General features: G+C 71.6%; 15 protein-coding genes. 1 reads left to right on the top strand and 14 read right to left on the bottom strand.

Annotated features, from left to right (window positions below; genetic code table 11):
* Nucleotides 1–81: 81 nt before the first annotated feature.
* The 14 genes from EV567_RS27245 to EV567_RS27180 all read right to left on the bottom strand — a co-directional run bounded on the left by EV567_RS27245 (nt 82) and on the right by EV567_RS27180 (nt 10218).
* Entirely contained in the window at nt 82–1707 is a 1626-nt protein-coding gene (locus EV567_RS27245) for a YifB family Mg chelatase-like AAA ATPase (protein ID WP_130444705.1), read from the bottom strand.
* 1 nt (nt 1708) lies between these two features.
* Complete coding sequence (locus tag EV567_RS27240; RefSeq protein ID WP_407071627.1) at nt 1709–2170, bottom strand: YraN family protein; 462 nt, start codon at nt 2168–2170, stop codon at nt 1709–1711.
* A 76-nt stretch (nt 2171–2246) separates the two neighbouring features.
* A complete protein-coding gene (locus EV567_RS27235; protein ID WP_003993268.1) occupies nt 2247–2555 on the bottom strand; it encodes a DUF2469 domain-containing protein in 309 nt (102 codons plus the stop codon).
* 56 nt (nt 2556–2611) lie between these two features.
* Nucleotides 2612–3166 carry an NUDIX hydrolase gene (locus EV567_RS27230; RefSeq protein ID WP_407071626.1) on the bottom strand — a complete coding sequence of 185 codons (555 nt, stop codon included), beginning with the start codon at nt 3164–3166 and terminating at the stop codon, nt 2612–2614.
* On the bottom strand, nt 3156–3920 hold the full coding sequence (lepB, locus tag EV567_RS27225) for a signal peptidase I (protein ID WP_130444703.1): 765 nt from the start codon (nt 3918–3920) through the stop codon (nt 3156–3158). Before lepB (EV567_RS27225) ends, EV567_RS27230 begins: the two co-directional genes overlap by 11 nt.
* 48 nt (nt 3921–3968) lie before the next feature.
* The gene (gene lepB / locus EV567_RS27220) at nt 3969–4976 is read right to left on the bottom strand and encodes a signal peptidase I (protein WP_130444701.1); all 1008 of its coding nucleotides are present in this window, start codon (nt 4974–4976) and stop codon (nt 3969–3971) included.
* Nucleotides 4864–5961 (bottom strand): signal peptidase I, encoded by a 1098-nt coding sequence (gene lepB, locus EV567_RS27215; protein WP_130444699.1) that lies wholly within the window; start codon nt 5959–5961, stop codon nt 4864–4866. Before lepB (EV567_RS27215) ends, lepB (EV567_RS27220) begins: the two co-directional genes overlap by 113 nt.
* Complete coding sequence (gene lepB / locus EV567_RS27210; RefSeq protein ID WP_130444697.1) at nt 5954–6670, bottom strand: signal peptidase I; 717 nt, start codon at nt 6668–6670, stop codon at nt 5954–5956. Before lepB (EV567_RS27210) ends, lepB (EV567_RS27215) begins: the two co-directional genes overlap by 8 nt.
* Before the next feature lie 45 nt (nt 6671–6715).
* On the bottom strand, nt 6716–7066 hold the full coding sequence (gene rplS, locus EV567_RS27205) for a 50S ribosomal protein L19 (RefSeq protein WP_020128707.1): 351 nt from the start codon (nt 7064–7066) through the stop codon (nt 6716–6718).
* 135 nt (nt 7067–7201) lie between these two features.
* Nucleotides 7202–8035: a tRNA (guanosine(37)-N1)-methyltransferase TrmD gene (trmD, locus tag EV567_RS27200; protein ID WP_130444695.1), complete on the bottom strand. Its 834-nt coding sequence runs from the start codon at nt 8033–8035 to the stop codon at nt 7202–7204.
* Entirely contained in the window at nt 8035–8577 is a 543-nt protein-coding gene (gene rimM, locus EV567_RS27195) for a ribosome maturation factor RimM (protein WP_130444693.1), read from the bottom strand. The genes trmD and rimM overlap by 1 nt, the downstream gene beginning before the upstream one ends.
* Nucleotides 8578–8660: 83 nt before the next feature.
* A complete protein-coding gene (locus EV567_RS27190) occupies nt 8661–8900 on the bottom strand; it encodes an RNA-binding protein (RefSeq protein ID WP_003973401.1) in 240 nt (79 codons plus the stop codon).
* A gap of 5 nt (nt 8901–8905) precedes the next feature.
* Nucleotides 8906–9328, bottom strand: coding sequence for a 30S ribosomal protein S16 (rpsP, locus tag EV567_RS27185; protein WP_130444691.1), 423 nt, complete (start codon nt 9326–9328; stop codon nt 8906–8908).
* Between the two features lie 293 nt (nt 9329–9621).
* Nucleotides 9622–10218: a hypothetical protein gene (locus tag EV567_RS27180; RefSeq protein ID WP_130444689.1), complete on the bottom strand. Its 597-nt coding sequence runs from the start codon at nt 10216–10218 to the stop codon at nt 9622–9624.
* Between the two features lie 631 nt (nt 10219–10849).
* Here EV567_RS27180 and EV567_RS27170 point away from each other — a divergent pair.
* Nucleotides 10850–11764 carry a cyclopropane-fatty-acyl-phospholipid synthase family protein gene (locus EV567_RS27170; RefSeq protein ID WP_130444687.1) on the top strand — a complete coding sequence of 305 codons (915 nt, stop codon included), beginning with the start codon at nt 10850–10852 and terminating at the stop codon, nt 11762–11764.
* The last annotated feature ends 196 nt before the right edge of the window (nt 11765–11960 follow it).

Here is an 11960-nt window from a genome sequence, read left to right as displayed (position 1 = left end):
CGAAGGGGGTTTCATCCGCCCCGAGCTCACCCGTGGGTTCCTCGGGCCCCGGTCCGTCGAACTCCCGCCCGCCGACGTCGTTCACGCCATCGCCCCGAGCGCCATGGGCGCCCCGCGGGGCACCCCGGTGCGCAACTGGAGCGCCAGGGCGACGTCCGTCGCGTCGGGCCGGTCGTGCCCGACGAGGTCGGCGACGGTCCAGGCCACCCGCAGGACCCTGTCCAGGCCCCGGGCGGTGAGCACCCCGCGCTCCAGGTTCCGCTCGGCCTCGTCCATCGCCCCGCTCAGCGGGTGCCAGCGGCTGCGCAGCTCACGCCCCGGGACTTCGCTGTTGGTCCGCCACGGGGTGCCGGCCAGCCGGGCCGACGCGCGTTCCCTCGCGGTCCTGACCCGGTCGGCGACCGTCGCCGTCGTCTCGCCGCCGGGGCCGCGGTGGACCAGCTCGGCCCTGCTGACCGGGTCGACCTCGACGCGCAGGTCGACGCGGTCGAGCAGCGGCCCGGAGAGCCGGGCCTGGTAGCGCCGGACCGCCGAGGGCGAGCACTCGCACAGGCTGTCCCGCAGTGAGAAGCGTCCGCAGGGACACGGATTCGCCGCGAGCACCATCAGGAAACGCGCGGGGAACCGCACCACGCCCGCGCTGCGCGCGATCACGACGTGCCCCGCCTCCAGGGGCTGGCGCAGGGCGTCGAGGGCGTGGCTGCTGAACTCGGGGGTCTCGTCCAGGAAGAGCACCCCTCGATGGGCCATCGACACGGCTCCGGGCCGGGCGATGTGCGGGCCGCCGCCGACGAGCGCCTGCATGGTGGCCGAGTGGTGCGGTGCGCAGTACGGCGGTACGTCGATCAGGGGTTTGCCCGGGGGCAGGAGCCCTGCCACCGAGTGCACCGCCGTGACCTCCAGCGACTCCTCCCGGCTCAGCCGGGGCAGCACGGCCGGCAGCCGCTCGGCCAGCATGGTCTTGCCGGCGCCCGGCGGCCCTTCGAGGAAGAGGTGGTGTCCGCCTGCGGCGGCGACCTCCACCGCCGTGCGCGCCGAGCGCTGCCCGACGACGTCGGCGAGGTCGTGCCCCTGGTCGTGGTGGGCTGCGTCGACGGTGTGCATACCGGTGGCGGCGCCCGTCCCGGGCATCCGCAGCCCCGCCAGGAGCGGGTCGGGGCGGCCCGCCTCGTCCGGCTCCTCCTCGGGCACGGGCTCGTCCGCGAGCACGGCGGTCAACTGCCGCAGGCTGCGCACGCCCAGCACCGAGACACCGGGCACCAGGGAGGCCTCGGCGGCCGCGCACTCCGGGACGACGACCTGCTCGTACCCGGCGTCCGCCGCCGCCAGCACCGCCGGGAGGATGCCCCGCACGGGGCGCACCCGCCCGTCCAGCCCCAGTTCACCGATCATGACGATGTCGGCCAGCACCCGCGGGTCGATCCGCTCGGACGCGCCGAGCACCGCGCTCGCGATGGCGAGGTCGAATCCGCTGCCGGCTTTGGGCACCGACGCCGGGCTGAGGCCGACGGTGAGCTTCTTCTGCGGCCACTCGCCGCCCGAGTTCACCACCGCCGCCCGTACCCGGTCCCGGCTCTCGCTCAGGCTCTTGTCCGGCAGCCCCACCAGCGTGAAGGCGGCGACCCCGGGCTCCAGGTCGGCCTGGACCTCGACCACGACGCCTTCCACGCCCACCAGCGCCACCGAGCACGTACGCGCGAAGCCCATCTCAGGCCACCCCCCGCACATGCTCGACGACGGCGGCCCCGCGGCGGGGCAGCAGCACGCCGACCAGATCGATGCGCACGCCGCCCGGTGGCGCTCCCCCGTGTGCGTGGATCCATCGCTCGGCCAGGCAGCGCAGGCGGCGGGCCTTGTCCGGCGTCACCGCCGCCATCGGGTGCTGGAAACCGCCGTCCCTGCGGGTCTTGACCTCGCAGACGACCAGGACGTCGCCGTCCCGCGCGACGATGTCGATCTCGCCGGCCCTGCCGCAGCGCCAGTTGCGCCCGAGGACCGTCATCCCGGCCTCGGCCAGCCGTCGGGCGGCCAGCTCCTCGCCGTACCTGCCGAGCGCGCCTCGCGACAGATCCATGCTCGTGCCCGAGCGGCCGCCCACGCCGGTGCTCTTGATCGTGTCGGTGTTCGTGTTCGCGTTCATGTCGGCACCACCTCCGGCGCCCACGTTCACGCATTCACGGCACGCGAAAGGATCTTGGTGCGCAACTCAGCGGTTGTGGACAACTCCGTCACCCACACGGGTGGGGTCATCCGCTCGGCAGCTCCAGGTCGCTCTTGTTGAGCTCCTCGATGTTCACGTCCTTGAACGTAAGGACCCGCACCTGCTTGACGAACCGCGCCGGCCGGTACATGTCCCAGACCCAGGCGTCCGCCATCGACACCTCGAAGAACACCTCGCCCTGGACCGAGTGCACCTGCATCTCGTAGTCGTTGGTCAGGTAGAAGCGCCGCTCGGTCTCGATCACGTATTTGAACAGACCGACGACATCGCGGTACTCCCGGTAGAGCTTCAGCTCCATCTCGGTCTCGTACTTCTCGAGGTCCTCGGCGCTCATGGCATGTTCCCCTTCAGCCGTGCGATCCCACCATTGTGCGCCAGTCCGGTGAGCCGCTAGACGATTTCCGTATCGAGCGTCACCGGGCCGGCCGGGGGACCTTCGTCGAGCAGCCTGCTGAGCAACTCGGCGAGTCTGGTCGGATACACCGTCTCACGTGCCCGGCTCAGTTCCTGACACGTCCACCAACGCGCTCCCGCGACGCTGCGCCGCTCCAGTTCGGTCAGGGCCGTGGCGCGGGTCGCCGTCACGGCCGTACGGGCGAGGTAGTACCACTCGTCCTGGTCCCAGCGGCGGCCCACGAACGGGAAGGAGCATCTCCGCCGCCAGAGCACCGGGCCGAGTTCGACCTCGGTGATGCCCGTCTCCTCGGCGAGTTCCCGCAGGGCGGCCTCTTCACGGGTCTCGTCGCCCTCGACGCCGCCGCCGGGCGTGAACCACCAGTCGTCGGCAGGGTCGTCCGGCTCATGGCCGTGCAGCAGCAGGATGCGGTCCTCGGGGTCGAGCAGCACGACCCGGGCCACCTTGCGCAGGCCGCCCGTGTACGTGTCGGCCGCGCCCGGCGGCACGTCCGTCCCGGCCGGCTCGCCGGGCACCGGCTCAACCGGCACTCGCGCCGGCCCCGCGGCGGGAGGTCCGCTTGGCGATGGGCCCGTAGGCGCCGCCGCCGAGGACGAGCACCGCGCCGGCGACGATCAGCCAGCCGATGGTGCGCAGCGGGCCGGGCTCGGAGAGGTGGCCGAGCGCCTGGAAGCCCGTGGGGCGCTTCAGCATGCCGTTCATCGGCCAGACGACGGCGTCCACGCGCGCGGTGACGGCGGAGGCGGCCACGGTGCCCTGGGCGGCGTCGGTGAGGTGGGCTGTGGAGTCCAGCGAGCCCTGGCGCTCGTCGCCGAGCAGGAACAGCCGCCCCTCCGGGACCTCCACCTCGGGGATGCTCTTGACCTCGGCGGGGGCACCCTTGGGCAGATACGGTTCGTCGATCTGCTTGCCGTTGACGGTCAGCTTGCCGTTCGTGCAGCAGGAGACGGTGTCGCCGCCGACCGCGACCACGCGCTTGACGACGGGCGCGTCGGCCCAGTTGGTGTCCTTGAAGACGACGACGTCACCGCGGCGCACCTCGTCGCCGTCCACGACCTGTGCGAGGACCCGGTCGCCGGCGTTGATCGTCGGGACCATCGAACCGGTGGGCACGGTGTAGGGGCGGTAGGTCAGCGCCGCCCAGCCGAACCCGCCCAGGAACAGCACCAGGCCCAGCGCGACGGCCAGTCCGGACAGGCGCTGTCCGGTCCGGCTGCCCACCGGGCCGCTGCTGGTGCCACCGCCGCTGTGCGGGGCCGTACGTGTCGTGCTCTCGCCACCCATGGGTCCGCACCCTACCCGGGGGTACCGAGCCGGGTAAGCCCTTCCCCGTCAGCTGCCCGAGGTCACCGTCGGCGCGGTCCGCTCGTCGGAGGAGTCCGCACGCCGGCGGCGCCACAGGACCAGCGGGACGGCGCCGGCGAGGGCGACGCCCTGCGGGGCGACGGTGAGCGACGTGGAGGCGGCGGCCTGCGGGTTCAGGCCTTGCTGGTCGAAGGTGTCCGGCACGGGCAGTGTGCCCCAGCGGTTGATCGGCCAGGCCTTGACGACGGCGCGGCCGACGACCTGGTCGACGGGGACCATGCCGTGGTTCTTGTCGGACTGGTTGTAGCGGGAGTCCCGCGAGTTCTGCCGGTGGTCGCCCATGACCCAGATGAACCCCTGGGGAACCTTCACAGAGAACTGGCCGCCCTGGTCGTCCTGGCTGCACGGGGTGTTGCCGGGGTAGACGTACGGCTCGTCGAGGGCCTTGCCGTTGACGGTGAGCGGGCCGGTGCCCTTGCAGGTGACGGTGTCGCCGCCGACGCCGATGACCCGCTTGATCAGGTCCTTCTCCTCCGCCGACGGCATCAGGCCGATCCAGCTGAGGAAGGTCTGCACCGCGTTCGGCTCGGGCGTGGGCTCGCCCGCGAGCCACTTGTCCGGGTCGTGGAAGACGACGACCTCGCCGCGCTCGGGCTCGGAGCCGAACCACGGGGTGAGCTTGTCGACGAGGACCCGGTCGCCCTGCTGGAGGGTGTTCTGCATCGAGTCCGAAGGGATCGAGAACGCCTGCACCAGGAACGTCTTGATCAGCAGGGCGAGGACGAGCGCGATGCCGATCAGGATCGGCAGCTCCTTCCAGAAGGAGCGCGGCTTCTTCGCCCTGGGCGCGCCGTCGCCCGGGCCCGGCTCCGTGGTGGGCGGCTGTCCGCCCCCGGGGCCCTCGCCGCCGGCCGCCGGGACGTCATTCCCGGAGTTCACGGCGCCGTCCGTAGCCTGGTCGGCCGCTTCCACGGGACGTCCGCGGTACTCCTCGCCGTCGTGCCCGGACCGTGCGCCAACCGCCACATCCCCCACGCCAACTCCTAACTCTGTGCCGCTGCCTGCCCCACATACGGCGCAGGCCCACCACTCCCATAACGAGCGGGAGTTCCGCAGGGCTCGGGAGTCCGACCGGTCCGTTCGGATGGTCGGGAGCAACCCTATGCGACGTGCCGGGGGCCGAGGTCGTCGCGAAGCCCGAGTCGGTCACGGAGGAAAAGGTTTGCGGTTCTTTTAGGGAGTTCCAGCGACCGAGGGGCCACGCAATGACCATGGCCCGGCCCAGTACGCCGTCCTCGGAGACCGTGCCGCCGTAGTCGGTGTCCTGGTGGAAGCGGGAGTCGGCGGAGTTGCCCCGGTGGTCGCCCATCACCCAGAGCCGGCCCTGAGGGACGGTGATGTCGAAGGTCATCGCGGAGGGGGCGTCGCCGGGGTAGATGTAGTTTCCCTCGTTCAGGGGAACGCCGTTGACGGTGACGCGTCCGGCGCCGTCGCAGCACTGGACCCGGTCGCCGCCCACGCCCACGACCCGTTTGATGAGGTCCTTCTCGTCGTCGGACGGCAGCAGGCCGATGAAGGTGAGCCCTTCCTTGATCTGCTTGACGACGACGGGGTCCGCCTTCTTCGGGGTCGTCCGCTCGTCCTGCAGCCAGCCGCCGGGGTCCTTGAAGACGACGACGTCGCCGCGCTGCGGCTTGGAGCCGAACCACGGGGTGAACTTGTCCACCAGGACACGGTCGCCGATCTGGATCGTCTGCTCCATCGAGCCGGACGGGATCACGAAGGCCTGCACGAGGAACGTCTTGAGCACCAGGGCGATGAGGACGGCCACGCCGACGAGCAGCGGGATCTCCCGGACGGCGCTCCGCCTGCGCTTGCGCTTGACCTTGCGCTGGAGCTTGCGCCGTTCCGTGCGCGAGCGTCCGCCGCCGCCGGGGGTGGTCGTGCGCCGTGCGCCGGTGGGCAGGAGGTTGTCCGCGGCGCTGACGGGGGCGCCGCGCGGCTTTCCGCGGTTACCCATCGGCGCCCTCCCCGGCCGGCACGCGCGCGTAGGCGCTCGGGCGGTGGAGTCGGGCCTGGTGGGCGAAGGGCCAGACGATCCAGTCGGCGCGGCCGATCACCTCGCCGACGGGGATCATGCCGCCGCCCGGGGACCCCAGGTGATCGCGGGAGTCGCTGGAGGCGCCGCGGTGGTCGCCGAGGAGGAACAGGGCGCCTTCGGGCACGACGACGTCGAAGGGCACCGTGGAGGGGCTGTCGCCCGGGTACAGGAACGTCGACTCGTCGACCGGCCGGCCGTTCACCTGGATCCTCCCGTCCTTGTCACAGCAGACCACGTGGTCTCTTCCCACACCCACAACGCGTTTGATGTAGTCCGCGTGCCCGAAGTACCCGGTGCCGTCGAACACGACGACGTCGCCGCGCCGCGGCTCGGCACCGAAACGGTACGCCAACTTATTTACGAGAACCCGGTCCCCGATCCTCAATCCGGTTTCCATGGATCGGCTGGGAATCTGGAAGGGCTGAGCCACGAAGCTGTTCAAGAACAGCGAAAACAGCAGGCAGGCGAGGAGGGTGAGGCTGATCCACCCGCCGGGGACCCATTCCGTGACACGCCCCGCCAACGCGAAACGCGACCGTCCCTCCGGCGCCGCCGCCTCCGAGGTGTGCTCGGGAGGGGCGGGTGCGGAGGAGCGGTCGCGCTCCGTGTGCTGCGCTTCGGTGTCCATCGAGGCCAGATGTTATCCGGCCGGGCCGTGGACGCCTCAGGGCGCTCAGTTGTCGCGCTTCTCCTTGATCTTCGCGGCCTTGCCGCGGAGCTCACGGAGGTAGTACAGCTTGGCGCGGCGGACGTCACCGCGGGTGACGAGCTCGATCTTCTCGACGATCGGGGTGTGCACCGGGAAGGTGCGCTCGACGCCGACGGAGAAGGAGACCTTGCGGACCGTGAAGGTCTCGCGGACACCGGCGCCCTGACGGCGGATGACGACGCCCTTGAACTGCTGCACACGGGAGCGGTTGCCCTCGATGACGCGAACGTGGACGTTGACGGTGTCACCCGGGCGGAAGGCCGGGACGTCGCTGCGCAGCGACGCGGCGTCGACGGAGTCGAGCAGGTGGGACATTTCGTCTGCTTTCTTCGCTGATGCCACAGGTCATCAACGGGAACTAGAGGTTCTGGGTTGGTGGTCGCGCGCGTCGGGGCGGGCGTCGTGTCCCCCTGTGGCAGGGGCGCACGCCGGACAGCGCACAACAGCGGCCTATTGTTCCACGCCGCCGGTCCTGCGCCAAAATCGGCCGTAGGGCTCGCCCTCCGGGTCCGGGGACCAGCCCAGGATGGAGAGCATCTCGCGGTCCTTCTTGTCGAAGGCCCGGGGGTCGGCGCGCTCGATCAGGTCGGGCCGGTTGGCCGTCGTACGGCTGAGGGCCTCGTCGCGGCGCCAGCGGGCGATCCTGCCGTGGTGGCCGCTGAGCAGCACCTCGGGGATGTCCCGGCCGCGCCAGGCGGGGGGCTTGGTGTAGACGGGCCCTTCCAGGAGGTCGGCCATGGCGCCGGGCGCGAAGGAGTCGTCGCGGTGGGACTCGGCGTTGCCGAGGACGCCGGGCAGCAGCCGGGCCACCGCCTCGGTGACGACGAGCACGGCCGCCTCGCCACCGGCGAGGACGTAGTCGCCGATGGAGACCTCGTACACCGGTATGCGGGTGGCGTACTCGTCGACGACGCGGCGGTCGATGCCCTCGTAGCGGGCGGGCGTGAAGATCAGCCAGGGGCGTTCGGAGAGCTCGCCGGCGAGTTTCTGGGTGAAGGGGCGGCCGCTGGGGGTGGGGACGACCAGCGCGGGGGCGTGGGCGCCGCTCTCGTAGCCGTCGGCGAGGACCGAGTCGAGGGCGTCGCCCCAGGGCTCGGTCTTCATCACCATGCCGGGGCCGCCGCCGTAGGGGGTGTCGTCGACGGTGTTGTGGCGGTCGTACGTCCACTGCCGCAGGTCGTGGACGTGGACGTCGAGCTGTCCACGCGCGCGTGCCTTGCCGACGAGGGAGACGTTCAACGGGTCGAGGTACTCGGGGAAGATCGTGACGACGTCGAGGCGCATCAGGACTCGTCCCGGGAGGAGGCGATCTCGGCCCGGTCGTCGATCAGTCCGGGCGGCGGGGCGATCACGGCCCGCTGCTCCTCGAGGTCGATCTCGGTGACGATCTCCTCGACGAACGGGATCATCACCTCGCTGCCGTCGGGCCGCTGCACGATGAAGAGGTCCTGGGAGGGCAGGTGGGAGATCTCGGTGATCCGGCCGACCTCCTCGCCGTCCTCGGTCACCACGTCGAGGTCGATGAGCTGGTGGTCGTAGTACTCGTCCTCGTCCTCGGGGAGTTCCTCGGGGTCGACCTCGGCGATCAGGAGGGTGTTGCGCAGGGCCTCGGCGGCGGTGCGGTCGGCGACGCCCTCGAAGCGCAGGAGGAGACGGCCGCTGTGCACCCGGCCGGTCTCGATCGTGAGCGGACCCACGGAGGCGGGGTCCGTGAACAGTACGGCGCCGGGACCGAGCCGCTGTTCCGGCTCATCGGTGCGGACCTCCACGGTGACCTCGCCCTTGATGCCGTGGGCGCGGCCGATCCGTGCGACTACGAGCTGCACTTGCGAAGATCTCCTGTCGTGACGACTGCGGGCCGGGGACGGCCCAGTGGCCCTCCCCGGCCCGAGCCGGTGCTGCTGATGCGTCAGCGGACGTGGTCCACGTCGACGAGGTCGACGCGGACGCCGCGGCCGCCGATGGCGCCCACGACGGTGCGCAGGGCGCGTGCGGTGCGGCCGTTGCGGCCGATCACCTTGCCGAGGTCGTCGGGGTGGACCCGGACCTCCAGCACACGCCCGCGGCGCAGGTTGCGCGAGGCGACCTGCACATCGTCAGGGTTGTCGACGATGCCCTTCACGAGGTGCTCAAGCGCCTCTTCGAGCATGCTGCTCAGGCCTCGGTCGACTCGGAGGACTCGGCGGCGGCCTCGTCCTTCTTCTCGGCCTTCTTCTTCTGGGTGATCGCCTCACCCTTGCCCGTGTCGTCGCCACCGAGGGCCTCGAACGACGGGCGCGCCTTCTTCGGCTCGGCGGTCAGCAGCGGAGCCGGGGCGGGCTCGCCCTTGAACTTCTGCCAGTCGCCGGTCTTCTTCAGGATGGCGAGGACGGGCTCGGTCGGCTGCGCGCCGACACCCAGCCAGTACGCCACGCGGTCCGCGTCGACCTCGATGACCGACGGGTTGTACGTCGGGTGGTACTTGCCGATCTCCTCGATCGCACGGCCGTCACGGCGGGTGCGGGAGTCGGCGACGACGATGCGGTAGTGAGGCGAACGGATCTTGCCCAGACGCTTCAGCTTGATCTTGACTGCCACGGGAGTGGGTTCTCCTGGATTTGACGTGGTTGGGCACGGCGAGATTGCCGCGTGGGGTTGCGGTACCCGAGTGCCCGACGGACGCGTCAGCCGGAGGAGAGAGGGGTCCTGTGCGGCTGTCGAGTACAGCTAGCCATTGTGCCACACCCCGCGGGTCGCTTTCGGCGGGGGCTCGGACCCATGGATTCCATGGCTGGTTCCGCCCCCGCGCCGGTTTCGGGCGGCGCGGGGGCGGTGTCGGGGTGGGCGAGTCGTCCGGGGACCGGCAGCCACGAGATGCCGGTGTCTCCCGGTTACGCCGCGCCCATGATTTCCGGGATGCGGAACGGCTTGCCGCAGCCGCCGCAGACGATCGGCGCCTGGGCCAGGACCGACGGCACGACGCGGACGTTGCGGCCGCAGTCGCAGACCGCCTTGACGCGGACGCCGCCCCCGGAGGAGCCGTGCCGGGCGGCCGGGCCGCGGAAGGCGCGGGTGGTGTCGGCGGAGGTGGCCGCCAGGTGCGCCTTGAGGGCCCGGTGGAGACGGTCGATGGTCGGCCGGTAGCGCCGCTTGGCCTCGGGGTTGAGCGTGACCAGCGAGAAGCCGCTGCTGGGGTGCGGCTCCTCGGGGTGGTCCAGGCCCAGCTCCTCGGCGATCGCGAGGAATCGGCGGTTGTGGTAGCGGCCGGCCCGGGAGGTGTCACGGACGCCGCGCGAGGCGGCGATCCCGTGGACCGCCTCGTGCAGCAGCCGCTCGAAGGAGAGCTCGTGACCGCAGGCGGACGACGACTCCCCGATCAGGGACTCTGGCGCGGCAAGGTCCGGCAACTCGGGGTGGTACCGCTGAATGTCGGCCCACGCCTGTGCCAGCTCTGCGGCGAGAACAGGTGGTGTCTGTGTCGTGCTCACGTAATGACAACGAGCGTGGGTGCCCCTGTGTTCCTATTCCGGGCCATCCCAAATAATTTGCACTTACCCGTCAGTTGCCTCTGATGCGTCCTGACGAGGGCGGGTGCGCTGATCTGCGGAGAAGCCTCACAGGCCGTACCAAGGTGGTACGTAGTCCGCGATACGTACCGGCGCGTAGACGATGTCCGCGCTCCGTTCGCGCGCCGGGCGACCCGACTCTCCCCGGGAGCGCAAGAGGCGTTTCCGGCCGCTCCCCCGCCGCGGTGCGACGACCCGGTCGGCGTACGCCACGAGGGCGACGTTACCGGGCCGGGCCCCGCGCTCGGGCACCGCCCCGCCTCCGCGGCGGGACGCCGTCCGGTCTGCCTGTTCCCGGCGGCCCCCGCCTCATGCCCGTCGGCCCGGACGGCCCGGCGGGCGGCCGGGCGCCCTCGCCATGGCGCGATGGTACGGGCCCGGGTTACCGGAACGTGAAATCCGGTCACACCGGCGCCCGGACCGCAAGCCGGGCCCCGCGACCCCTGGACGCGGAACCGAGTGCGGAGTTACCTGGCATACGGGGAGTGCGAGCGCACTGACGGGGCCACCTCGATGATCAGCGGCAACTCACTGCGGATTGGGGCGCTTTTCCATGACACCTACGCTCGTGCGCCAGCACCGGCCTCAAGCGGGGCCGGTGCCCCGCGCGGACCTGGCGGCACGCGCGCGTGACTGGTCCGAGATCCAGGAGCGGATGCTGGTTCCGCTCCACGAGGCCGTCTACGAGCGGCTGGACGTGGGTCCGGGCACGCGGCTGCTGGCCCTGGGCTGCGGCTCCGGGCTGGCCCTGCTGACGGCCGTCTCCGCGGGCGCCCGCGTCACGGGCGTCGAGTCCTCCTTCCCGGAGCGGCTGGCCCTCGCCCGGCGGCGGCTGGCCCCGTCGTCCTGGGACGCACACGCGCGCGACGCCGTCCGCCTCGTCGACGGCACGCTGCAGGACCTCGGGGACGGCACGCGCTCGAACCCCGGCGAGGACTCGGCCGACGGCTCGCGGGACCCTTCCGACGCGGCGACGGCTCCGTACGACATCGTGACCGCCTTCGAGCCCATCGGCTGTCTCGCCGGCGACTCCGAGGGGCTCGGCGAGCAGCTCGCGGCCGCCGCTCCGCTCGCCCGACGCGGCGCGCCCGTCGTGCTCGTCGGCTGGGGCCCGCCGGAGCGCTGCGCCACGTCCACGGTGCTGCGGGTGGCCACCAAACTGACCGAACCTTTGCGCTCAGCGGGCAGTTGGCGTCCGGCCCTGCGTGACGACCTGGAGGAGGTCGCCCAGCGCGCCGGGCTGAAGCCGGACGGATCCGGGCGCGTGGCCTGCCCGTTCGGCTACGCGAGCGTGGCCAGCGCCCTCAAGGGCCTGCTGTCGACAGGCCTGTTCGACGCGGCGATCTCCGCGACGGACCAGGCGCAGGTCGACAAGGAGATCACCGAGGCGCTGCACCCGTACCGTCGGCCGGACGGCACGGTGTGGATGCCGAACGTGTTCCGGTACCTGATCGCCCGGACCCCCTGAGGGATGCCACCGGCGGCCTCACGGGCCTGGCGAACCCAAGCCCGGGCGAGCCTATGGGCCTGGGCGAGGCCCGAGGCCGGACGGGCCGGGGCAGGCCCTAGTGGGCTTGATCCGTTTTGGCGGACATCCGAGATCAGGGGTTCAGCCCCGGGAGGATGTCCATCATGGAGAGCATGGGGAAGAAGAAGCCTCGCCC

Origin of the sequence: Streptomyces sp. BK239 (assembly GCF_004217285.1) — a bacterium.
GTDB lineage: Bacteria > Actinomycetota > Actinomycetes > Streptomycetales > Streptomycetaceae > Streptomyces.
The sequence above is the reverse complement of the archived record's forward strand: the minus strand, read 5'-3'. Positions and strand labels throughout refer to the sequence as shown.